This window comes from Arthrobacter sp. KN11-1C (assembly GCF_052180225.1).
In the GTDB taxonomy this organism is placed as follows: Bacteria; Actinomycetota; Actinomycetes; order Actinomycetales; family Micrococcaceae; genus Arthrobacter.
On sequence record NZ_CP197467.1, the window covers coordinates 3,285,721 to 3,307,525 of the forward strand.

The window sequence follows — 21,805 nt, forward strand, 5'->3', positions numbered from 1 at the left end:
TTGATAGAAATCGCCGGCGATCCTATCTTAGCCCTGCGAACAGGTCCTTTTCAGGCAGTTCGGCCGGGATCCGGGAGTCGATAAGCGTGTAGTCCTCCCACGGCCATGCCCTGCGCTGCATCTCCGGGGACACCGCGAAGAAGAAGCCCAGCGGATCAACCTGCGTCCGGTGGGCCCGTAGTGCGTCGTCGCGGGCCTCGAAGTAGTCACCGCAATCCACCTTCGTGGTGGTCTGGTGCATCGGCCGCGGCGGAGTATGCCCTTCCGCATCGGCTTCCAGCCAGGACGCCAAACGTTCGGCGTACGGCGATTGCAGTCCCGCCTCTTCGAGCGCGAAATGCAAGGCACGGAAACGGTCGGGACTGAAGGCGCGGTCGTAGTACAACTTGCTGGGCGCCCAGCTTTCGCCCGTGCCCGGGTACCGCTCCGGGTCTCCCGCCGCGTGGAACGCTTCGACGGCAACCTTGTGGGCCATGATGTGGTCCGGATGCGGGTAGCCGCCGTTTTCGTCGTAGCTCACCATGACGTGCGGCTTGAAATCGCGGACCAAGCGGACGAGCGGTGCCGACGCCCGCTCAAGGGGCTGAAGCGCAAAGCAGCCGTTGGGCAGGGGTGGCAACGGATCGCCGTCCGGCAGTCCGGAATCCACGAAACCGAGCCAACGCTGCTTGATTCCCAGGACCGCCGCAGCGTTGTCCATTTCCAAGCGGCGCGCGCCTGCCATGTCCCGCTTCGGGTGCGGAGCCGACTCCATGGCCGGGTTCTGGATGTCCCCGCGGGAACCGTCAGTGCACGTGGCCACCATCACTTCCACTCCGGAAGCCGCATACATCGCCATGGTTGCCGCGCCCTTGCTTGATTCGTCGTCCGGGTGTGCGTGGACGGCGAGCAGCCGGAGCTGCGTGTCGGGGCTGGTGGATGTGCTCATCCGGTACGGTTCCTCTTTCCGGGTCATGCTGTTCTGGGCTTGCTCGTGGCTGTGCTGATCAGGTGTTTCCAACGCGTGCGGCTTCGCCGTGTGCGAGGACGTGCCGGAAGCCCACTAAACTAGGTGGGTGACTTCGGAAGACCCCTCGGGCACGGCGCTGCCGGCAACTACCAGCCTAGCCAATCGCTACGGCAGCCAAAAGCGCGCCTTCGGGGGAAAGACCAAACGCAACATCTTCATCGGGGCCCTCCTCGTGGCCGTAGGGCTCTTGTTTTGGGTCACCACGTCTTCTTCGCAGTCGTCTGTGTCATTCAAGGACATCGGCTACAGCGCCACTGACGCCACCCAGCTTTCGGTCGATTTCCAAGTCACCAAGAGCCCTGACGCCACCGCAAAATGCGCGGTCAAGGCCATGGACTCCGGGTTCGGGGTGGTCGGCTGGAAGGTCGTCCAGATCGGCCCGAATGCCCCCAAGGACGGCGCCGACGGCGGCCAGACAACCGCCCAGAGGACCATCCTGCGCACCGAGTCCGCGGCCGTGTCCGCCGTCGTGGACAACTGCTGGATTGTCGACGGCGGCAAATAGCAAAGGTGTGACCCGCGACTCAGTGAGCTTGGGTTTGTCCACAGGATTGACTACACTGGATCAATACCTTAACCCCGCTGAGTTGGTTGCTGAGTTCCACGAGTGGCCTGCACCGGCGGGGTCTTTGCTTGTCAGATCCATAAGGAGAAGTCCGTGTCGACCACCAACAGCGCGCCTGCAGCTTGGCTTACCCAGGACGCATTTGACCGCCTGAAGGCAGAGCTGGACCACCTTTCCGGCCCTGGCCGTGCGGAGATCGTACAGAAGATCGAAGCCGCCCGTCAGGAAGGCGACCTCAAGGAAAACGGTGGATACCACGCCGCGAAGGAAGAGCAGGGCAAGATCGAGGCCCGCATCCGCCAGCTGACCGTGCTGCTGCGCGACGCCCAGGTCGGAGAAGCTCCGGCCGATGACGGAATCGTCGAGCAGGGCATGGTCGTCGTCGCGCGCATCGCCGGTGACGAAGAAACCTTCCTGCTGGGATCCCGCGAAATCGCCGGTGATTCAGATCTCAACGTCTTCAGCGAGAAGTCCCCGCTGGGCGTGGCGATCATGGGCCACAAGGAGGGCGACAAGCTCAGCTACGTTGCCCCCAACGGCAAGGAAATTCCGGTGGAGATCGTTTCCGCCAAGCCGTTCGCCGGCTAATAGTTCCGCAAAAACAACGACGGCGGCTCTCCCCTTCGCGGGGCGGGCCGCCGTTTTGCTTTGCGTTCCCCCAACTGACTCGCAGTTGTTGTCGTTTTGAAGGCTCAAAACGACGTTAAGTGCGAGTCAGTTGGGTTGGGCTACGGCGTCAGTGCACCACGATCGGGTGGAAGCCCTCCGCGCGAAGGGCTGCCAGGACCTGCTCGCTGTGCTCGTGTCCCTTGGTTTCCAGGTTGACGGTGATGGAGACGTCGCCCATGCTGATCGCGCCTCCTACCCGGGTGTGGTCCAGGCCGGTCACATTGGCATCGTTCTCGGCGATGATCCGGGCGATCGTGGCCAAGGAACCCGGCCTGTCATCCAGCATCATGCGCACGGTCATGTAGCGACCCGCTGCCGAGAGGCCTCGCTGGATCACCTTGAGCATCAGCATGGGATCGATGTTGCCACCGGAGAGGATGACGGCGGTGGTCCCCGGGTTTTCGATCTTGCCGTCCATGAGGGCGGCGACGCCGACGGCACCGGCCGGCTCAACCACCATCTTGGCGCGCTCCAGCAGGAAGATCAGCGCCCGGGCCAAGGAGTCTTCGCTCACAGTCACGACGTCGTCCACGAGTTCGCGGATGATGCTGAACGGCAGCTGGCCGGGGCGTCCGACGGCGATGCCGTCCGCCATGGTGGAAACCTTCTTGAGCGGCACCAGGGCATCGGCAGCGAGCGACGGCGGGTAGGCGGCCGCGTTCTCCGCCTGTACGCCGATGATCCGGATCTCGCGCCCCAGCTCCCTCGCCCTCGCTTTGATCGCGACGGCGACTCCGGCCAGCAGCCCGCCGCCGCCAACGCCCATGAGTACGGTGTCGACGTTGGGGATCTGGTCCAGGATTTCGAGCCCGACGGTTCCCTGGCCCGCTACGACGTCGACGTTGTCGAAGGGGTGGACAAAGACGGCGCCCGTTTCGTCCGCGTAACGCTGCGCCTCGGCCAAGGCCTCATCGACGTTGTGCCCGTGCAGGATGACTTCTGCTCCGTGGCTGCGGGTCGCAGCGAGCTTCGGAAGCGCCACGCCGAGCGGCATGTAGATGCGCGCCTTGATGCCCAGGCTCTTCGCCGCCACAGCAACGCCTTGGGCGTGGTTGCCTGCCGAAGCCGCCACCACGCCTCGCTTCTTGTCCTCGGCAGACAGGCGCGCCATCCGCACGTAGGCACCACGGACCTTGAAGGAACCTGCCCGCTGGAGGTTTTCGCATTTGAAGAAGACTTCGCCGCCCACCATGGCTCCCAAGGCCCGCGAGGACTCGATGGGGGTCTTGGTAATAATGCCCTCGAGCAGCTCCCGCGCCTTAAGGACATCGTCCAGGGTGACGGGCAGGGTATCGAGGGTATTCACGGGTTAGTCTCCTTTGTTGGTGTGCGCTGCGGCATCCTTGGGGAATGTCCGTTCCGCAGCCGCGTGCTGACCTGCGGCGCCTTCACCGCTGTTGGACCGTGCGGCCGCGTTGGCGCCGGGACGGTGGACTTCCTTGATGGTGGGGTCCTCATCGGAGTCCGGTGCTGCAGTCCCTGCGCCGGCGTACGCCGTCATCAGTCCTTCCTCATGTTCCCACGTCCGCGCGGCAATATAGCGAACCGCCGTATTTGCTACGGCGAGGAGCGGAACCGCGAAGAGCGCTCCCGGGATTCCGGCCAGGTATGAACCGGCTGCGACCGACAAGATCACGGCGACAGGATGCAACGACACGGCTTTGCCCATGATGAGCGGCTGGAGGATATGGCTTTCGAGCTGCTGCACGAACAGCACGATGGCCAACATGCCGAGCGCGTTCAGGGGACCGTTGGCCACCAAAGCCAGGAGCACGGCGATGGCTCCCGTCACGAGGGCACCGACCACCGGGATGAATGAACCGATGAACACCAGGACACCCAGGGGCAAGGCGAGGGGAACCTGGATGATCGCGGCCCCGACGCCGATCCCCACCGCGTCCACGAAAGCCACGAACATCTGGATGCGCACGTAGCTGACCATGGACGACCAGCCGCGCTTGCCCGCGCCGTAAGCCGCGGCGCGGGCAGTCCGGGGCAGGAGTCCGACAATGAAGCGCCAGATCCTGGATCCTTCCAGAAGGAAGAAGATCAGGATGAAGAGGGCCAGGACCATGCCCGCGGCGAAATGCCCGGCAGAACTACCGAAGGACAGTGCACCGCTCAGGATGCTGCTGCTGTTGTTCTGCAAGGCCGAGGTGGCGCCCTGGATGTATGTGTCGATCTGGTCCGCGGTCAGATGCAGCGGACCGTCTGCGAGCCACGCCTGGATTTGCTGGACGCCCGCAAGCGCCTCCTGCCAGAGCTCGCCGAATCCCACAGCCAATTGCCGTCCCACCAACGCCAGGGCTCCGGCAATGACACCGAGGAACCCCACAACGGTGATGGCAACGGCAGCTCCTTGCGGCATCCTGAACTTCCTGAGCCAACGCGTGACCGGGTAGAGCAAGCCAGCCAGGAGGGAAGCGACCATGAGCGGGATCACCAGGAAGCTGACCTTCCCCAACAGCCAAATAAGGGCTCCACCGACCACCAAGATGAGGCCAATCCGCCAGGCCCACGCGGCAGCGATCCGCACTCCATAAGGGATGTCTTGCGCAATGTGGTGCTCGGACACCTGCCTGGGCACGGCCGAAACGGGGTCACTCGATGGCGTGGCGTCCTGTGCTGGCGTCATTCACCCATAATTCCGCAGGGAGCGCCGGATCGGAAACCCATCTACAGCGCGCCCACAATTCCCCACCTCATGGTGAAGGTCTCCCCTGGTTCAAGCCATCGGAGGCCCTCCCCCGAGTTGAAGGCGTTCGCCGGACCGGTCATGGGCTCGATCGCTACCGCCTTGGAGCGGCCGGGAAAGGTGTCCGTGACGAAAACGTGGGCGAAGGCGCAGTTTTCGTCCTGCTCCAGGGAGACGCTGCGGCCGTCCGGCGCCGACAGCGTTTGGCGGGCGATGCCGCCGTCGAACTCCAGGTCGGTGAACGACACATCGATATCCAGGCTGCCCACGCTCCGGCCGTCGCCAAAATCAAAATCACCGGAAACAGGCACCGAGCTCCGCGGAATGAGCCTCTCGTCGGCCACGAGCCGCGTCCCGGCGTGGACAGTCAAGAGCATCTCTTCCGGCGCAACGTCGCCGACGCGCAAATACGGGTGCGCGCCGAGCACGAAAGGCGCGGGCGCATCCGAATCGTTGATGAAAGTCTGGGAGACCCGAAGAGCGAGTTCGGCGTCGATCTCGTAACTGACCCGGTGCCGGGCCAGGAACGGGTAGCCATGCTGCGGGAAGATCACGGCTTCGAGGGTCACGGAGAACTCGTCTTCCGCCACGAGGGCGTACGACGAGTTGCGCAGGAGCCCGTGGCTCGCGTTGTTGCGGGACACCTCGGTGATGTCCAGTTGTTGCTTCTTCCCGTCGAGGTACCAGATCCCGTCCTCGATCCGGTTGGCCCACGGAGCCAGGGTAATTCCGGTGGCACCGGGCGGCAGTTGCCCGTCGCCATAGCTTTCGGTGAGCTGGACGCCGTCGCGGCTGAACAACCGCAAACCTGCAGCGAGTTCGGTGACGACGGCGAGCGCGTCACCGCGGCGGATCTCGAACTGGCGCCCGCTGGCAAAGCGACGGGCTACGGTCTCGTCGCCCGGCGCGGACAATGGTGTTGTGGGAGGCATGGCACCACCGTACTGCATCCATCGCATTGCTTGGCCCGCCCTTAATGTTCTTTTTTGTTAGATATTTTGCCTTTTTGAGCACTCTGTGGCACCATGAATCCATGACTCGCCTTACCAGCACGCGTCTCGCCGATGGCCGGGAGCTGATCTATTTCGACGACGCCGGCTCACCGGAGCGCGACGCCGGCTCACTGACAGATCACCGCGAGCTGCCGCCGCGTGCTGATCCAGGCGAGTTGCGTTTCGACGCGCTGAGCGGCGAATGGGTGGCCGTCGCGGCCCACCGCCAAAGCCGCACCCACCTGCCGCCCGCGGACCAATGTCCGATCTGCCCCACCACTCCCGCGAACCCTTCCGAAATCCCCGCGCCGGACTACGACGTCGTGGTGTTCGAGAACCGCTTCCCCTCGCTGGGACCTGCGGTCGGAACGATCCCCGGCACGCCCGCTTGGGGCACCTCTGGCCCCGCCTACGGCCGCTGCGAAGTCGTCTCGTTCACCCCCAGCCACACCGGCTCCTTTGCCGAACTCGGCGAAACCAGGGCACGCACGGTCATTGAGGCGTGGGCGCACAGGACCGAGGCGCTCAGCGCGCTCCCCGGAATCCAGCAGGTGTTCCCGTTCGAAAACCGGGGTGCGGACATCGGGGTAACGCTGCACCACCCGCACGGACAGATCTATGCCTACCCCTACGTCACTCCCCGCGCTGCGAGCCTCGGTGCCGCAGCCAGCCGATACTTCGACAGCTCCAATGGCCGGGAATCACTGACCTCATCGATCCTCAAATCCGAACGGCTCGACGGTAGCCGCATGGTGCTCGAAGCCGAGCACTTCAGTGCCTACGTGCCGTTCGCCGCCCGCTGGCCGCTGGAGGTGCACCTGGTCCCGCATCGCCAGGTTCCGGACCTCGCCGCCCTGAGTGGCGAAGAACGCGACGAACTGTCCCACGTCTACCTTGAGTTGCTCAAGCGCTTGGACGCCCTGTATCCAACCCCGACGCCGTACATTTCCGCCTGGCACCAGGCCCCCTTGGATCCCGCCTTGAGGCCCTCCGGGCACCTGCATTTGCAACTCACCTCACCGCGCCGTGCCGCCGACAAGCTCAAGTACCTTGCCGGTTCCGAGGCCGCCATGGGAGCCTTCATCAACGACACCACGCCCGAATCCGTGGCAGAACGGCTGCGCGCCGTGGCCAGCGATTCGCCAATTCGTGGGCAAGAACCTAGCAGCGCTGTTCCGGAAGGGGCCCCAGCATGACGTCCACTCCCGACGCCCCGGCCGTGGGCGCCTTGTCCGGGCTTTTCGAGTCGACGTTCGGTTCAGCCCCCGACGGCGTGTGGCAGGCACCGGGACGGGTGAACCTGATCGGCGAGCACACCGATTACAACGAAGGTTTCGTGCTGCCCTTCGCGATCGACAAGACCGCGAAGGTTGCGGTCCGGATCCGCCATGATTCACGGGTCCGGCTGCTGTCCACTTTCGGCGGGCAGGGCATGGTCGAAGCCGACGTGGACATGTTGGTTCCGGAAGCAGCCCAAGGCTGGACGAAGTACCCGCTCGGCGTGGTTTGGGCCTTGCAGGAACGCGGCGTCCTTGTCCCGGGCTTCGACCTCCTCATGGATTCGGACGTCCCCCTGGGCGCCGGGCTGTCCTCCTCGCACGCCATCGAATGCGCAGTGATCTCGGCCCTCAACCAGCTGAGCGGGGCGGGACTCGGAGCCGAAGACATGGTCCTGGCGACGCAGCGGGCCGAAAACGACTTCGTGGGCGCCCCCACCGGAATCATGGACCAGTCGGCCTCTCTCCGCGGATCGAAGGGCCATGCGGTCTTCCTGGACTGCCGCGACCAAAGCGTGCAGCTGGTCCCCTTCGACGCCGAAGAAGCCGGGCTCGTGCTGCTGGTCATCGACACCAAGGTCTCCCATTCCCATTCCGACGGCGGCTATGCTTCCCGCCGGGCTTCCTGCGAACTCGGGGCGCAGGTACTGGGAGTACCGGCCCTCCGCGACGTGGGCATCGGCGATCTGGAGGAAGCCAGCGGCCTCCTGGACAGCACGACTTTCCGGCGGGTGCGGCACATCGTCACGGAAAACGACCGTGTATTGCAGACCGTGGAACGCCTCACCACCCAGGGACCAGCGCACATCGGCAGGCTCCTGGACGCGAGCCACGCCTCGATGCGCGACGACTTCGAGATATCGTGCCCGGAACTCGATCTCGCCGTGGAAACGTCCCGCGCCCATGGAGCGATCGGTGCCCGGATGACGGGAGGCGGTTTCGGCGGCTCGGCTATCGCCCTCACCCCGGTGGGACATGAGCAAGAGGTGCGCGCCGCCGTCGTACGCGCCTTCGCTGCGGCCGGTTTCACGACGCCGGACATCTTCACGGTGACCCCGGCCGACGGGGCCGCACGCCTCGCCTGACGTCGGCTCATTTGCCGCCTTCGGCGAGCGGGGCCCCGGCGTAAGCTGGGGGCATGACTGAGGCCGTCATCGTTTCCACCGCCAGAAGCCCGATCGGACGGGCCTTCAAAGGGTCCCTCAAGGACGAACGTCCCGATGACCTCGCGGCGGCCGTGGTGACTGCCGCCCTGGCCAAGATACCGGCTTTCGATCCGGGGGCACTGGACGGGCGCGGCCTCGATGACCTCTATCTCGGTTGCGCCGAACCCAGCGGCGAAGCCGGTTCGAACATGGCCCGCGTGGTGACCGTCCTGGCCGGCCTGGACACCGTTCCCGCGGCCACGATCAACCGCTTTTGCGCCTCAAGCCTGCAGACCCTGCGGATGGCCTTCCACGCCATCCGTTCCGGGGAAGGCCACGCGTTCGTCTCGGCGGGGGTCGAGTCCGTGTCGCGGTACCAGAACTGGGTCGGGGCGGGGGAAACGGACACCAGCCTGCACAACCCCCTGTTTGAGGCGGCGCGTGCCCGCACGGCCGCCCGCGCCGGGTCCAACACCCCATGGACGGATCCCCGCCTGGGTGGACGGATGCCGGACGTCTACATCGCGATGGGACAGACGGCGGAAAACGTCGCCACGAGCTACGGAATCAGCCGGGAAGAGCAGGATCTGTGGGCAGTCCGGAGCCAGAACCGTGCAGAAGCGGCCATTGCCTCCGGTTTCTACGCCCGCGAGATCACACCGTACACCCGCAAGGACGGAACCGTCGTGGAGCGCGACGATTCACCGCGCTCCGGCGTCACCCTCGAAGCGGTCAGCGCCTTGCAGCCGGTCTTCCGGAAGGAAGGGACAGTGACGGCCGGCAACGCATGTCCGCTCAACGATGGCGCCGCGGCCGTGATGGTCATGAGCGACGTCCGGGCCCGGGAGCTTGGCCTCGAGCCGCTGGCACGCATCGTCTCGACCGGCGTCAGCGCACTTTCCCCGGAACTCATGGGCATGGGACCTGTGGAGTCCTCGCGCCGCGCCTTGGCTTTAGCGGGCCTGAGGATGGCGGACATCGACCTCGTGGAGCTCAACGAGGCCTTCGCCGTCCAGGTGGTGGCGAGCGCCCGTGAACTCGGCATCGATCCGGAGAAGCTCAACGTTCATGGCGGCGCCATCGCCCTGGGGCACCCGTTTGGCATGACAGGCGCCCGGATGACCACCACCTTGCTCAATGGCCTCCGGGAACGGGATGGGACCTTGGGACTGGCGACCCTGTGCGTCGGCGGCGGGCAGGGCATGGCGGTCGTCCTCGAACGGCTGTCTTAGGTCGTCAGAATTCGCACACGCGTAATGCCCCCAAAGACGAATCTTCAGGGGCATTAGGCTGAGCAAATCCTTGGAGGCTAGTCGTCGCCTCGAAGGATCGCCAGCAGGCGGATGATTTCCACGTAGAGCCATACGAGCGTGACGGTCAGGCCGAAAGCGGCCGTCCAGGAGTATTTCTCCGGAGCACCTTGCCGGACACCCTGCTCGATGCTCGTGAAGTCCATGACGAGCGAGAATGCGGCCAGGCCGATGGCCAGGATCCCGATGAAAACGCCCAGCGGGATGCCGAAGATGTGCACGCTGCTGCTCAGGCCGAACGGCGACTGGACGGCGCCCGTCCACAGCAGGACCATGTTGATCACCGAGAAGACGAGGTAGCCGACCACGGCGATCATGAAGAAGCGCACCGCCTTGGGGGTGGCGCGCACCTTGCCGCTCTTGAAGAGAGCCAACGTCACGCCGAACACCGCGAGGGTGCCGATGACTGCCTGCAGGCCAACGCCCGGGAACATACCGTCCAACAGTCGGGTCAGGCCACCGAGGAACAAGCCCTCAAGGCCGGCGTAAGCCAGGATCAGCGCCGGCGAAGGCTGCTTCTTGAAGGAGTTGACCATGCCCAACGCAAAGCCGCCCAACGCGCCGACAACCATGAGGAGGTTTGCCGTGCCGGGAGCAACGAACAGGGTGATGGCTGCGCCAATCAACAGCACCGCAAGGCAGGCCGCGGTCTTGACGATGACGTCGTCGAAAGTCATACGGCCCGTCTCGGCCGGACCGGCCGCGGGCTGGTTGTACATCTGCTGCAGCTGATCGCTCGTCATTGGCTGCTGCGCGGTCCAAGCCGGCTGGCCGTACTGGTTTTGGCCGTACTGGGGCTGGCCGTGGGAGTAGCTGGGAACAGGCGGAGCCTGTGTGGCTCCACGGAAATTCTTTCCGTTGAAGATCGGGTTGCCGCCGAGTGCCATGGTGGGTGTCCTTCTTGCTGTGGGTGCGAAGTGATAGTTCACGCTACCAATTCCCACGCTTGGTCCGCACCGAAAGTTCCACCGCCGTCGATGCCGGCACCCTGCCTGTTGAGAGGGTGCCGGCAAACGCGGCTATCCGACGCCGAGGTACGCTTCCTTGACCGCCGGGTTGGCGAGCAGTTCCTTGCCGGTGCCCCGGTGCGTAATCGACCCGGTTTCAAGGACAAAAGCACGGTGCGCACGGGCGAGCGCCTGGTTGGCGTTTTGCTCGACCAGGAGCACCGTGGTGCCTTGGTTGTTGATCTCCGTGACGATCTTGAAGATCTGGCGGATGAACTGCGGAGCAAGCCCCATGGAAGGCTCGTCCAGCAGCAACAGCTTCGGGTTGGACATCAGCGCCCGGCCAATCGCGAGCATCTGCTGTTCGCCACCGCTCATGGTGCCGCCAAACTGCTTGATGCGCTCCTTCAACCGCGGAAACAGGTCGAAGACTCGCTCCAAATCATCTGCCACTTTGGTCCGGTCCTTGCGGCCGTAGGAGCCCATGTCAAGGTTCTCCTCCACCGTCATGCCGGGGAAGATTCCGCGTCCCTCAGGAGCTTGCGAAATACCCTGGACAACGCGGATATGCGCTTTCATCCTGGTGATGTCCTCGCCGGCAAAGCTAATGGAGCCGGCTGATGGAGTCAGCAATCCGGAGATGGTCCTCATCGTGGTGGTCTTGCCGGCACCATTCGCGCCGATCAGCGAGACGATTTCGCCTTCTTCCACGCTGAATGACATGTCGGAAATCGCCTGGATCCGGCCGTAGTGGACGGAAACGTTCTTCAGCTCAAGCAAGGTCATCTTCAGGCTCCCCGAGATAGGCGGAAATAACTTTCGGGTCGTCGCGAATGATCTTGGGCAACGCGTCCGCGATCTTCTTCCCGAACTCCAGGACGACGATCCGGTCGGTCACGCCCATGACCAGCTTCATGTCGTGCTCAATGAGCAGGACCGTATAGCCGTCGTCGCGGATGGTCCGGATCAGGGCCATGAGGTCTTCTTTTTCCGCGGGATTGAACCCGGCTGCAGGCTCATCCAGGCAAAGGAGCTTTGGATCTGTGGCAAGTGCCCGCGCTATTTCCAGGCGACGCTGGTACCCATAAGGAAGGTGCCTCGACAGGAAATGGGCATGATCGGCGATGCCTACAAACTCAAGCAATGCCATGCCGCGTTCAATCGAGGTTTTCTCTTCCCTGACATGGGTCGGCAGACGCAGTAGTGCCCCGCCGACGCTCGTGCGGTGGCGCGCGTCGAGGCCGACAACCACGTTTTCCAAGGCTGTCATCTCACCAAAAAGGCGGATGTTCTGGAAAGTCCGCGCCAGGCCTCGCCTCGTGATCTTGTGCTGCGGCAGTCCGTTGAGCAACTGGCCTTCCAGCAAGACCTTTCCCGAAGTCGGCTTGTACACACCTGTCATGGCATTGAAACACGTGGTTTTACCCGCACCGTTGGGACCAATCAAACCGAGGATTTCGCCCCGGTTGATATCGAACGTGACGTTGTCCAGGGCCACCAGGCCACCGAACTTGATCGTCAGGTCCTGGACCTGGACCAAGGCTTCGCCAACCTTGGTGACAATGTCCCTCTCAGGGGCCACCTTCTCGGCGACCTCAAGGTCCACACCCTGCTCCTTGAGTGCGTCGACGTCGATATCCGGTTCGATCGCTTCACTCATTTGTCAGCCCCCTTTCCCGGTTCAAGAACGACTTTGCCCGAAGCGGGAATGTCTCCCACAGCGCCCTTGAGTTTGTTGTAAGCGACGCGTCCATAGGCGAGGAGGCTCTGGCGTGCCGGCAGGAGGCCACCGGGACGGAAAATCATGATGATCACCAGCGCCGCCCCGAAGATCAGGTACTTGAACTCGGCAATCGCGGTGAAGCGGAGTGGAATATATGCCACCAACGCACCGCCAAGGATCGCCCCTACCTTGTTTCCCGTGCCGCCCATGACAACAGCGGCGACGAACAGGATCGACGTGGCGATATCGAATTTCTGGTTGTTCACAAATCCAACCTGGCCGGCGAACAAAGCACCCGAGAGACCGCCCACGGAAGCGCCGATTGCAAAAGCCCACACCTTGTACTTGAAGGTGGGGACGCCCATGATTTCCGCCGCGTCTTCATCCTCGCGGATGGCAATCCAGGCGCGTCCCACCCGGCTGCGCTCCAGGTTACCGGCGGCCAGGAGCACCACGATGATGATAGTCAGCGTCAGCCAGTACCACGGAGTTCCGTTCGAGTTCTGGAAGATTGTCTGCCCGCTGGAATCCGTTCCCGGAGGGTGGCCGACGTTCTGGAAGCCAACCTGGCCCTTCATGGCCGGAATGATCGTTGCCAGGATGCGAACGATCTCGCCGAAGCCGAGCGTGACGATAGCCAGGTAGTCGCCGCGGAGGCGGAGAGTAGGTACACCAAGGACCACGCCAAAGAACATGGCGACTGCCATCGCAAGTGGGAGCGTCCACAAGTAGGGAATGTGCACATACGGCGAATCCGGACTGGTGAACATTGCCGAAGTGTAGGATCCAAGCGCGAAGAAGGCCACGTAGCCCAGGTCGAGGAGGCCCGCATAGCCGACCACCACATTCAAGCCCACCGCCACGAGGGCATAGACAGACATTTGCGCGAGTGCGATTTGCCAGTTGTTGCCCGGTTCCGTCGTGATCAACGGCGGGTTAAGGATGGGTAGCAGATACGCAAGGACTACCACGACGATCAGGATCAGCCATTGAGTCTGGCGCGGGAGCGCGTTCCATTTGTCGCTGAGTCCCGGGAACCAGCCTTTGCGCCGCCGCATCTTTGCTTCGCGGTCCGCAATCTCCTGTGCTGAGGCATCATCGGGAATAAGCGTGGGGCCGTCTGTTGTGCTCATGCCTTACTCTTTCCTAGCGAGCTACCCAAGACACCTTCGGGTCGCACGATCAATACCAACACCAGGACCACGAACGCGACAACGTCCGTCCATTGGGAACTACCCAGGAGCACCTGGCCGTAGTTGCCGATCAAACCGATCAGGAGGCCGCCCAGCAAAGCACCGCGAACATTGCCGATGCCTCCGAGGACAGCGGCCGCGAAGGCTTTGACGCCGAGGATGAATCCGCCGTTGTATTGCACACCGGACGGGATTTTCATGACGTAGAACAAAGCAGCCGCACCGGCCAAGATACCGCCGATGATAAACGTGGTCACGATGATCTTTTCCTTGTTGACACCCATCAACGTTGCGGTATCCGGGTCCTGAGCCACGGCACGGATGCCTCGGCCGGTCCGGGACCGCCTAATGAACTGATCGGTGGCGATCATGAGGATGATCGCAGCGACGATAATCACCACCTGCTGCGAATCGACGATGGTCCCGAAGACGTCGAAAATCGGAAGCGGCCGGAACATTGTCAATGCAGGTTCCGGGCTCGGTCCGCGCCACCAGTAGATGGTGTACTGAATGGCGAAAGAGACGCCGATTGCGGTAATCAAGAATGCCAGTCGGGGCGCCTTGCGCTGACGCAAAGGTTTATAAGCCACCCGTTCCACGATCACTGCCATCAAGGCTGAGGCAATAATGGCGACGACGAGGGCGAGGATAAGGTTTCCCACGATGGCCCAAAATCCCAGCCTGGGGGCAGAGGGGCCGAAATTCAGGGCGCTAAGGGTAAAGAACACGCCGTAGCAGCCCGTGATGAACACTTCTGAGTGGGCAAAGTTGATGAGGTTGAGAACGCCGTAGACGAGGGTATAGCCGAGGGCAACCAAGGCGTAGATTGCACCGAAGGTCAACCCGTCAAAGGTGGAACTCCAGAAGTTTTGGGTAAAGGAGTTTACGTCGAACGTGATCCACGTGTCGTCCACGGGAACCGAGTGGAGCAGAGTGGGAATTACTTCACTGATCATGGCACTTTCCTGATGTAATCAAAAGAAATGCTGGGGGTCGGCATGGATGCTAACCCCCAGCATTCATCTGGGCTCGGTGTTATTTTCCGATGACGCCGATGGGAACGATCTTGCCGTTCTCAACTTTGTAGCCGTAGACATCAGGCGTTGCCAGTTCGCCGGTTGAATCCCACTTGTAGTGCTTCGACAGGCCATCCGCGTCGTAGGACTTGACCCAGGAAAGCAGGTCCGCGCGGGACTGCTTGCCCTTGTCGATGCCCGAGAGCAGGACCGTGACGGCGTCGTAACCTTCAATGGAGTACGTTCCGGGCTCCGCGTTGGCCAGTTTCTTGTACTCGGTCTCGAAGCTCGGGATCAGCTCGCCCGGGATGCAGGGGCAGGTGAAGTACGAGTTGGACGACGCGTCGCCTGCCAGCTTGATGAACTGGTCATCCTTCACTCCATCGGGGCCCACGAAGGATCCGGTGAATCCCTTGGCGACCAGCTGCTGGTCGAAGGGTGCACCTTCTGCGTAGTAGCCGGCGTAGTAGACGGTGTCTGCCTTGGAGTTCATGATCTTGGAAATCACGGCAGAGAAGTCCTTCTGGCCCGTGACGACCTTGTCGGATCCCACCATCGCGGAGCCAAGGGCCGCGGACGTTGTGGTTCCCAGGCCAATGCCGTAGTCAGAGTCGTCCTGGACCAGGTAGACCTTCTTTGCCTGCAGCTTGTCCGTGAGGAACTTTGCTGCCGCAGGACCCTGGACGGCGTCATTGCCGAGGGCCCGGAAGAAAGTGGTCCAGCCGTTCTTGGTCAGGCTCGGGTTGGTAGCGGAAGGCGTGATGTGCACCAAGCCCTTCTGCTCGAAGATGTTGCCGGTGGCCTTGGACTCTCCGGAGAACGGCAAGCCCACCACTCCGATGATGTCCGGTTCGGAAACAATCTGCGTCACCGGGCCAGTGGCCTTGTTCGGATCGCCTTCAGTATCGAATTTCTTGAACTGGACCTGGCAGCCGGGGTTCGCGGCGTTGTGCTGGTTGATGGCCAGCTGGATGCCGTTGAAGATGTTGATACCCAGCTGGGCGTTGGGTCCTGTCTCGGCACCGGCATAGGCAAGGGTGGTGGTGGACGGGCATGTCCCCTTTCCATCGCCTGCAGGCAAAACAGCTCCGGCAGGAACGTCGACTTTGGAGATCGCGGGGATATTGACCCTGCTGCCGCCACCCGAGGTTTCCGTGCCGCTGGGAGCGGCCTGGTTCGCACAGCCCGCCACGAGCATGCCAAGGGTGGCTGCTGCTGCCATCGCCGAAATGACTTTCTTCCTGTACATAAATAGCCTCCGCGGTGCGTCTGATTCGTGGTCATTCGCCCGAAGTTACTTTCACTTCGAACATGTTCCATGAGAGTACTACCAAATATGTGTCCTAGAACACATATACGCAGGTCAGGATCTAATAACGGTGTGTCACGGCAGTGCCCGGAGAGTTCTTCGCATGAACGCGGGGTTAAATTCTTGTCACGGCACAGCTTGGCGCAAACAAAGGAGGCGGCACGGCTCGCATTTCCCGTGCGTGCCCCAGGTGGGACTCGAACCCACAACACGCGGATTTTAAGTCCGCTGCCTCTGCCAATTGGGCTACTGGGGCGCCCGGATAATGGTAACCCAGCGCACTCCCCTCTTTTGGCCCCCTACAGCGCCTGGAAAGGCGCGGCATAACGAAAAGTTCCGCTGGCGCCGTCGGGCCATGCTTTGAGGGGCAAGAGCTGGAAGTGGTCTCCCCACCCGGCGTCGGGGGCCGACACGCCCAGCTGCCGGGCCGGAAGAAATCCGAAGCGAGGGTAGTACTCGGTGCTGCCCAGCAGCGCGATGCCCGGCTCCCCCGCCTCCTCGGCACGCCGGGCGGTTTCCCGCAAAAGCGCAGATCCGATGCCACGTCGCTGGAGGTGCGGCTGGACGCTGATGGGGCCCAGTCCCAAGAGCCGGAGTTCTCCGACCCAGCCGCGGGTGCTGATGACGTGGCCTACGATTTCCCCGCCCATCTCTGCCACGATGCTGAACGCCGGCAGGTACTCATCGGAGTCGAACAGTTCCCTCAGCAGCTTCGCTTCGGCCGGGACTCCTTCGACGGGCAGCCCGGTGACCGCGCTCGTGGAAAACGCGGCAGCCGTGAGCGCCAGCACCGGCTCGCGGTCCGCCGCCCGCTCCGTCCGCAGCACCACGCCTTGGCCCAGCAGCTCCAGGACTTCCATGGCGTGCCGCCGCTCAGTGGACGGAACCAAAAGGTGGTCGTGGTGGAACCCGGCGAGGACGTTGCAGCTGATGCCGGCCGCCGTCAGTGCGGAGCTGACTGCGGCGGTGAGCCCCACGGCTTCCAGCGCGGAGTGGATTTGAAGGGTGATCCACGCCGCCACGAAATCGTAGGAAAGTCCCAGGCGCCCGGCTTCCTCCCGACGCAGCACCACCGTGAGGCCCTCCGCTTCGCGGACAGCGGCTTCGATATGGCCCTCAAGCGGTTTGCCGTGCGGCCACAACGCGTACACGTAGTCACCGTCCCGAAGCGCGGGGTGCATGGACGTCAGGAGGGTCGTCAGATCGCTTTCGCCAGCCATGCTGCAAGTCTAGGACCCGGCGTCGCGGAGATGCCGACCCGCCGTCGCGGGCCGGACGGCACGGACAAGGAATAAAACGACGACGGCGGCCGCCTCCCGCGTGGGAGATGGCCGCCGTCGGCGGGACTGCTTGGGGTGCTGCTACTTGGCGTCGGCCGTGACCGGAGCCTTGGCTTCGGAAGGCGCGGCGGCCGGTGCGGGTGCGGCGGCCGGCTTGGGAGCCGGGGTGGCCGCGGCCACGAAGGCGCCGCGCGGGTTGTCGAGGTCCAGCAGCTGGGTGGTGTCGCGGCCCATGGTCATGCCGAGGATCCAGTTGAAGATCACGCGGACCTTGCGCTCACCGGTGGGGATGGCCAAGCCGTGGTAGCCGCGGTGTGCCAGCCAGGCGAGCCCGCCCTTGAGGCCGATGCGGCCCAGGAGGTTGATGTTGGCAACGCCCTTCCACTCGCCGAAACCGGCGACCGCACCGAGGTTCTTGTGCTTGTAGTCGCCCATCGGCTTGTCCCAGCGGGAGGCCCACAGGTTCTTGGCAAGGCGCTTGGCCTGGCGAAGGGCGTGCTGGGCGTTCGGAACGCAGGTGCCGTCCGGCAGGCCGCTGCCCGTGAGGTCCGGAACCGCGGCGATGTCGCCGGCGGCCCAGGCGTTGTCGATAATGCCTTCGTCGCCAGCAATCCGCAGGTCCGGGAGGACACGGACGCGTCCGCGCGGCTCGAGTGGGAAGTCGGTGGAACGGATCATCGGGTTGGCCTGTACGCCTGCGGTCCACACGAGGGTGTCGGCTTCGAACTCCTGGGCAGGGGTCTTGTCCGGCAGGTTGATGAGCTTGAGGCTGCCCTCGGCGTTGTCGAGGGAGGTGTTGAGGAGGACCTCGATGCCGCGGCTGCGGAGGTGTCCGACAACCCATTCGGCCTGGGCTGCGGTGACCTCGGGCATGATGCGGCCCATGGCTTCGACCAGGACGAAGCGGACTTCCTCCTGGCGGATGCGGGGGTTGTTCTTGACGGCAGCGCGGGCGAGGTCTTCCATCTCGGTGATGCACTCGATACCGGCGAAACCGCCACCCACGACCACGAAGGTCAGGGCCTTGGCGCGCTCGGCGGCGTCCGTCATGGTGGAGGCGACCTCGATGCGCTCAAGCACCTTGTTTCGCAGGGCGACCGCTTCTTCGATGGTCTTCAGGCCAATGCCCTCGTCCGCGAGGCCCTTGATGGGGAAGGTGCGGGTAATGGCACCGGCTGCAACCACGACGTCGAAGTAAGGGATCTCGAAGTTGTCTCCACCGTCGGCCGGAGCAACAACGGCGGTGCGGTTCTGGTGGTCGATGCTGGTGACGCGGCCCTGGATGAGTTCCGTCTGCTTGAGGTGCTGGCGGTGCGAGATGACGGCGTGGCGTGCCTCGATGTTGCCGCCTGCCACCTCGGGGAGGAAGGGCTGGTAGGTCATGTAGGGAAGGGGATCGACGACGGTGACGATGCCGCCGGCGTTCGCGATCTTCTTCTGCAGCTTGAGTGCTACGTACAGGCCGACGTATCCGCCGCCGACAACGAGAACACGGGGACGGTCAATGAGCTCAGGGGTGGTTGCCATAAGAATAGAGTACAGCACCTTGTGAAAATCTTCACTAACTATTTCCCGAAGCTACGCCCTGCGCCGGGGGCTATTTCGGCTCGCCCTGATCCACGACGTCCACCACGCCGGTCGCGGTCCCGTCGGGCAGTTCCGGGGACGTCCGGTAGGTGCGCCTCAATTGGACGGAAGCGCCCGCAACGATCGCCACGAAGAGGGAACCGAAGCCGATCACCACAGCCGCCGGAACTGCTGTGTCGGACTGCGAGGGCGCCTTGGCAACAGGAACAGTGGGATCGGCCAAGCTCGCCGCTGGGATGCTCGGCGTCGACGTTGCCTGAGGCGTGGGGCTGCTGAGGTCCCCGCGCCGGTGGACCCTGATCCAGTCGGCAATGGATCCCACCGGGTTGCTCGTCGCCTCCGGCACATCGGCTTTCAGGGCCGCCTCGGCGTTGAGGATGCCGTAGCCGTAGATCGGGTCCTTGCCGGGCGCGCCGGCGTCCACGGCCGTGGACACGATCCTGTTGATGACCTGCTTGGCGCTCATATCAGGCCATTTCGAGCGGATGAGCGCCGCGACGCCGGAGACAATCGGCGCGGAACCCGACGTGCCTGCCCAATCCTCGTAGCTCCCCCCGGGCAGGCCACCCACCAGCTTTTCCGCGGGCGCCGAGACGCCGATGCTGATTCCCTGCGAAGAAGCATCGACGCTGGCCATGCGGTTCCGGTCGAGTCCTGCGACGGTCAGGACGCCCGGAATCGTGGCGGGCGCGCCCACCTGGACGTTGCCGCCGATCCGGTTGCCCGCCGCGGCCACGATCACCACGTCCTTTTGTTCGGCATAGAGGAACGCCGCGTCCCAGCTTTGGGGCCAATCCGGCGAAGTGCTGCCGAGGGAAATATTGATGACCTTGGCGCCGTTGTCCACTGCCCATCGGACAGCTTCGGGAATCTGTTCCTGGTCCGTCTTCCCCGCCGGGTTCGGTGAGCCGAGCCAAGCGGAAACGGACAAGATCTGGGCCTCGGGGGCGACGCCGACGATTCCATCGGGGCCCACGCTGGAACCTGGCGACGGAGACGACGACGGGGAGGCCGACGGGCTGGGAGAAGCGTGTCCGCGCCCGGCCAGAAGCGTGGCAACGAGGGTTCCGTGCTCGGGTTTGGCCCCGATGCTCTTCTGGCCGTTCGGGTCGCCCGCGCCGGAAGCGTCGGTTCCGCCGACCACCGCGCCTTTGAGGTCGGGGTGTTGTCCGTCCACCCCGCTGTCGATGATGGCCACCTTCACGCCCGCGCCCTTGGATACCTGCCAGGCGGCGGTGATGCCGTACTCGTTGAGCCAGTATTCCTTGTCCCGCCACGAGTCGGCGAACGCCGAGGGCGCGGTGACCAGGGCCCCCGCAAGGCTTCCCCCGGCAAGCATGGCGGCCAACGCGGCCGATGCCGCGCGTCGGCGCCAACCGTGTGGCAACGTCATCAGCGAATACCCATCTTTAGCGGATGCCCGTCATGAGCGGATACTCAGCGCGATGCCGTCGAGGATGTCATGCTCGCTGGAGATGGCCGTTGTGATGGAGCCGTTTCCGTGCTCGGCCAGGCGCTGGAGGATGCGGCGCCAGACGAGGGCTCCGGCTCCGATGACGTCAACACGTCCGGGGTGCATGTAGGGCAGCAGGGCACGCTCTTCGCGGCTCATTTCCAGCAGGCTCGTGGCGGCCTTGGTGATGGTCTCCAGGTCCAGGCTGGCACCGTGGATCAGTGCGGGATCGTACTCGCCCAGGCCCAGGGCGTGCGCCGTAATGGTGGTGACGGTTCCGGCAACGCCGACGACGGCGGTGGCCCGGCCCAGCGGGACGGTGCGGGCGACGAGGTCGATGGCTGCGTCGACGTCGGCTTCCGCTGCGGCGATCTGCTCCGGCGTCGGAGGATCGCTGCGGAGGTGCCGTTCGGTCAGTCGCACGCACCCGATGTCGACGGATTTTGCGGCAATGACGCCGTCGGAGTCCCCGAGGACGAACTCGGTGCTTCCGCCGCCGAGGTCCACCACCAGCACCGGATCCTTGCCGCGCGACGGAAGCACACTGCTTGCACCCGCGAAGGACAGGGCGGCTTCTTCGTCGCCGGAGATGACCTCGGGCTCGACGCCCAGCAGCTCCCGGACCCCGTCAACGAAGACGTCCCGGTTGCGCGCGTCGCGGCTGGCAGAGGTCGCCACGAAACGGACGCCCCTGGCATCATGATGGCGGATCAGCTCGGCGTAGTCGGCGGTTGCCGCGAAAGTGCGTTCGAGCGCCTCGGGGGCAAGCTCGCCGGTGGCGTCCACCCCTTGGCCGAGGCGAACCACGCGCATCTCACGGACAATGTCCCGCAATGGAGAGCCTGTTCCCGCGCCGTTGGAATCCGCGATGAGCAGGCGGATCGAATTGGTGCCACAATCGATGGCGGCTACCCGGCTCATGCGTTGAGCTCCCCTGCGACCGGCTCCGCGGACGCTTCTGCTCCGTGGGAGGACTTGGACTTGCGGACCGGTGCGGGACGGCCCACGATGTCCGGCAGGCCCTGCGGTCCGTGGCGGCTGAGGTCCCTGGACGGGGCCTCCCCCGCGCTGTCCCACGCGCCGTCGCAATAGCAGCGGTCCGCGGTCCACCATTCGCTGATCGCCTCGATGGCCTCGTCGCCGAGCGGATTGACGCCGGGACCGGCCGCCAGGGAATGGCCAACCAGGACGTGCAGGCACTTCACACGGGTGGGCATGCCGCCGGCAGAGACGCCGGCGATCTCGGGGACGTCCCCGGTACCGGCACGTCCGGCAATCTCGTCTCGCGCCTGGAGATAGGCCTCGTGGGCGCCCCTGTAAGCGGCAGCCAAAGGTTCGTCCGCGGTGAGCCGTTCGTTCATCTCATTCATGAGCCCGCCGGCCTCGAGCCGCGACACGGCGGCGGTGATGACGGGGTGCGTCAAATAGAACGTCGTCGGAAACGGAGTGCCGTTGCTCAATCGCGGAGCGGTCGCGGCCACCAGCGGGTTGCCGCACACGCAGCGCGCCGGGATTTCGACGACGTCGCGCACCGGCCGCCCGAGCTGGCGGCTGAGGATTTCGAGATCGTGTGCTGATGGCTTGCGTGACTCCTGCGATGCAGGTGCCGAGGTGTCTTCCACTGGCGCTGCCATC

20 protein-coding genes and 1 tRNA gene are annotated in these 21,805 nt (G+C 64.2%); 5 read left to right on the forward strand and 16 right to left on the reverse strand.

Features of this window, described 5'->3' with window-relative positions:
* Positions 1-22: 22 nt before the first annotated feature.
* On the reverse strand, positions 23-928 hold the full coding sequence (gene mca, locus ACSBOX_RS15345; RefSeq protein WP_442543215.1) for a mycothiol conjugate amidase Mca: 906 nt from the start codon (positions 926-928) through the stop codon (positions 23-25).
* A 127-nt stretch (positions 929-1,055) separates the two neighbouring features.
* On the opposite strand from mca, the gene ACSBOX_RS15350 reads away from it, so the two are divergent.
* Together ACSBOX_RS15350 and greA are read left to right on the forward strand one after the other, a co-directional pair.
* Entirely contained in the window at positions 1,056-1,514 is a 459-nt protein-coding gene (locus ACSBOX_RS15350; protein ID WP_442543216.1) for a DUF4307 domain-containing protein, read from the forward strand.
* Positions 1,515-1,667: 153 nt separating this feature from the next.
* Positions 1,668-2,162 (forward strand): transcription elongation factor GreA, encoded by a 495-nt coding sequence (greA, locus tag ACSBOX_RS15355; RefSeq protein WP_078105953.1) that lies wholly within the window; start codon positions 1,668-1,670, stop codon positions 2,160-2,162.
* A gap of 148 nt (positions 2,163-2,310) precedes the next feature.
* On the opposite strand, the gene ilvA is transcribed toward greA, so the two are convergent.
* The 3 genes from ilvA to ACSBOX_RS15370 are packed head-to-tail and all read right to left on the reverse strand — an operon-like array spanning position 2,311 to position 5,870.
* A complete protein-coding gene (gene ilvA / locus ACSBOX_RS15360; protein WP_442543217.1) occupies positions 2,311-3,549 on the reverse strand; it encodes a threonine ammonia-lyase in 1,239 nt (412 codons plus the stop codon).
* 3 nt (positions 3,550-3,552) lie between these two features.
* Positions 3,553-4,878 (reverse strand): AI-2E family transporter, encoded by a 1,326-nt coding sequence (locus ACSBOX_RS15365; protein WP_442543218.1) that lies wholly within the window; start codon positions 4,876-4,878, stop codon positions 3,553-3,555.
* 41 nt (positions 4,879-4,919) lie between these two features.
* Positions 4,920-5,870, reverse strand: coding sequence for an aldose 1-epimerase family protein (locus ACSBOX_RS15370; protein WP_442543219.1), 951 nt, complete (start codon positions 5,868-5,870; stop codon positions 4,920-4,922).
* A 101-nt stretch (positions 5,871-5,971) separates the two neighbouring features.
* Here ACSBOX_RS15370 and galT point away from each other — a divergent pair, with 101 nt between their 5' ends.
* From galT to ACSBOX_RS15385, 3 genes are read left to right on the forward strand one after another with little or no spacing between them, the layout of a single operon-like run.
* Positions 5,972-7,126, forward strand: a complete 1,155-nt coding sequence (gene galT, locus ACSBOX_RS15375; RefSeq protein WP_442543220.1) for a galactose-1-phosphate uridylyltransferase — start codon at positions 5,972-5,974, stop codon at positions 7,124-7,126.
* Positions 7,123-8,292 carry a galactokinase gene (gene galK / locus ACSBOX_RS15380; protein ID WP_442543221.1) on the forward strand — a complete coding sequence of 390 codons (1,170 nt, stop codon included), beginning with the start codon at positions 7,123-7,125 and terminating at the stop codon, positions 8,290-8,292. The genes galT and galK overlap by 4 nt, the downstream gene beginning before the upstream one ends.
* Before the next feature lie 53 nt (positions 8,293-8,345).
* The gene (locus tag ACSBOX_RS15385; RefSeq protein ID WP_442543222.1) at positions 8,346-9,584 is read left to right on the forward strand and encodes an acetyl-CoA C-acetyltransferase; all 1,239 of its coding nucleotides are present in this window, start codon (positions 8,346-8,348) and stop codon (positions 9,582-9,584) included.
* A gap of 77 nt (positions 9,585-9,661) precedes the next feature.
* On the opposite strand, the gene ACSBOX_RS15390 is transcribed toward ACSBOX_RS15385, so the two are convergent.
* From ACSBOX_RS15390 to ACSBOX_RS15445, 12 genes are all read right to left on the reverse strand, one after another.
* A complete protein-coding gene (locus ACSBOX_RS15390; protein WP_442543223.1) occupies positions 9,662-10,549 on the reverse strand; it encodes a Bax inhibitor-1/YccA family protein in 888 nt (295 codons plus the stop codon).
* 132 nt (positions 10,550-10,681) lie between these two features.
* Positions 10,682-11,395 carry an ABC transporter ATP-binding protein gene (locus ACSBOX_RS15395; RefSeq protein ID WP_442543224.1) on the reverse strand — a complete coding sequence of 238 codons (714 nt, stop codon included), beginning with the start codon at positions 11,393-11,395 and terminating at the stop codon, positions 10,682-10,684.
* Positions 11,382-12,269, reverse strand: coding sequence for an ABC transporter ATP-binding protein (locus ACSBOX_RS15400; RefSeq protein ID WP_442543225.1), 888 nt, complete (start codon positions 12,267-12,269; stop codon positions 11,382-11,384). The genes ACSBOX_RS15395 and ACSBOX_RS15400 overlap by 14 nt, the downstream gene beginning before the upstream one ends.
* A complete protein-coding gene (locus tag ACSBOX_RS15405) occupies positions 12,266-13,465 on the reverse strand; it encodes a branched-chain amino acid ABC transporter permease (protein ID WP_442543226.1) in 1,200 nt (399 codons plus the stop codon). Before ACSBOX_RS15405 ends, ACSBOX_RS15400 begins: the two co-directional genes overlap by 4 nt.
* Complete coding sequence (locus tag ACSBOX_RS15410) at positions 13,462-14,481, reverse strand: branched-chain amino acid ABC transporter permease (RefSeq protein WP_442543227.1); 1,020 nt, start codon at positions 14,479-14,481, stop codon at positions 13,462-13,464. Before ACSBOX_RS15410 ends, ACSBOX_RS15405 begins: the two co-directional genes overlap by 4 nt.
* Before the next feature lie 79 nt (positions 14,482-14,560).
* The gene (locus ACSBOX_RS15415) at positions 14,561-15,790 is read right to left on the reverse strand and encodes a branched-chain amino acid ABC transporter substrate-binding protein (RefSeq protein ID WP_442543228.1); all 1,230 of its coding nucleotides are present in this window, start codon (positions 15,788-15,790) and stop codon (positions 14,561-14,563) included.
* Positions 15,791-16,032: 242 nt separating this feature from the next.
* Positions 16,033-16,106 (reverse strand) — tRNA-Leu (locus ACSBOX_RS15420).
* Between the two features lie 43 nt (positions 16,107-16,149).
* Positions 16,150-17,070, reverse strand: a complete 921-nt coding sequence (locus ACSBOX_RS15425) for an N-acetyltransferase (protein WP_442543229.1) — start codon at positions 17,068-17,070, stop codon at positions 16,150-16,152.
* A gap of 141 nt (positions 17,071-17,211) precedes the next feature.
* Positions 17,212-18,657, reverse strand: coding sequence for an NAD(P)/FAD-dependent oxidoreductase (locus ACSBOX_RS15430; RefSeq protein ID WP_078105967.1), 1,446 nt, complete (start codon positions 18,655-18,657; stop codon positions 17,212-17,214).
* Between the two features lie 70 nt (positions 18,658-18,727).
* Positions 18,728-20,110 (reverse strand): S8 family serine peptidase, encoded by a 1,383-nt coding sequence (locus tag ACSBOX_RS15435; protein WP_442543230.1) that lies wholly within the window; start codon positions 20,108-20,110, stop codon positions 18,728-18,730.
* A 30-nt stretch (positions 20,111-20,140) separates the two neighbouring features.
* Positions 20,141-21,091 (reverse strand): Ppx/GppA phosphatase family protein, encoded by a 951-nt coding sequence (locus ACSBOX_RS15440; protein WP_442543231.1) that lies wholly within the window; start codon positions 21,089-21,091, stop codon positions 20,141-20,143.
* Positions 21,088-21,804, reverse strand: coding sequence for a DUF501 domain-containing protein (locus ACSBOX_RS15445; protein ID WP_442543232.1), 717 nt, complete (start codon positions 21,802-21,804; stop codon positions 21,088-21,090). The genes ACSBOX_RS15440 and ACSBOX_RS15445 overlap by 4 nt, the downstream gene beginning before the upstream one ends.
* Position 21,805: the final 1 nt, after the last annotated feature.

Excerpts from the sequence above, each read along its gene's own strand:
- mca (WP_442543215.1), bottom strand. The coding sequence starts at position 928 with ATGAGCACATCCACCAGCCCCGACACGCAGCTCCGGCTGCTCGCCGTC.
- ACSBOX_RS15365 (WP_442543218.1), bottom strand. The coding sequence starts at position 4,878 with ATGACGCCAGCACAGGACGCCACGCCATCGAGTGACCCCGTTTCGGCC.
- ACSBOX_RS15370 (WP_442543219.1), bottom strand. The coding sequence starts at position 5,870 with ATGCCTCCCACAACACCATTGTCCGCGCCGGGCGACGAGACCGTAGCC.
- galT (WP_442543220.1), top strand. The coding sequence starts at position 5,972 with ATGACTCGCCTTACCAGCACGCGTCTCGCCGATGGCCGGGAGCTGATC.
- galK (WP_442543221.1), top strand. The coding sequence starts at position 7,123 with ATGACGTCCACTCCCGACGCCCCGGCCGTGGGCGCCTTGTCCGGGCTT.
- ACSBOX_RS15385 (WP_442543222.1), top strand. The coding sequence starts at position 8,346 with ATGACTGAGGCCGTCATCGTTTCCACCGCCAGAAGCCCGATCGGACGG.
- ACSBOX_RS15390 (WP_442543223.1), bottom strand. The coding sequence starts at position 10,549 with ATGGCACTCGGCGGCAACCCGATCTTCAACGGAAAGAATTTCCGTGGA.
- ACSBOX_RS15395 (WP_442543224.1), bottom strand. The coding sequence starts at position 11,395 with ATGACCTTGCTTGAGCTGAAGAACGTTTCCGTCCACTACGGCCGGATC.
- ACSBOX_RS15400 (WP_442543225.1), bottom strand. The coding sequence starts at position 12,269 with ATGAGTGAAGCGATCGAACCGGATATCGACGTCGACGCACTCAAGGAG.
- ACSBOX_RS15405 (WP_442543226.1), bottom strand. The coding sequence starts at position 13,465 with ATGAGCACAACAGACGGCCCCACGCTTATTCCCGATGATGCCTCAGCA.
- ACSBOX_RS15410 (WP_442543227.1), bottom strand. The coding sequence starts at position 14,481 with ATGATCAGTGAAGTAATTCCCACTCTGCTCCACTCGGTTCCCGTGGAC.
- ACSBOX_RS15415 (WP_442543228.1), bottom strand. The coding sequence starts at position 15,790 with ATGTACAGGAAGAAAGTCATTTCGGCGATGGCAGCAGCAGCCACCCTT.
- ACSBOX_RS15425 (WP_442543229.1), bottom strand. The coding sequence starts at position 17,070 with ATGGCTGGCGAAAGCGATCTGACGACCCTCCTGACGTCCATGCACCCC.
- ACSBOX_RS15430 (WP_078105967.1), bottom strand. The coding sequence starts at position 18,657 with ATGGCAACCACCCCTGAGCTCATTGACCGTCCCCGTGTTCTCGTTGTC.
- ACSBOX_RS15435 (WP_442543230.1), bottom strand. The coding sequence starts at position 20,110 with ATGACGTTGCCACACGGTTGGCGCCGACGCGCGGCATCGGCCGCGTTG.
- ACSBOX_RS15440 (WP_442543231.1), bottom strand. The coding sequence starts at position 21,091 with ATGAGCCGGGTAGCCGCCATCGATTGTGGCACCAATTCGATCCGCCTG.
- ACSBOX_RS15445 (WP_442543232.1), bottom strand. The coding sequence starts at position 21,804 with ATGGCAGCGCCAGTGGAAGACACCTCGGCACCTGCATCGCAGGAGTCA.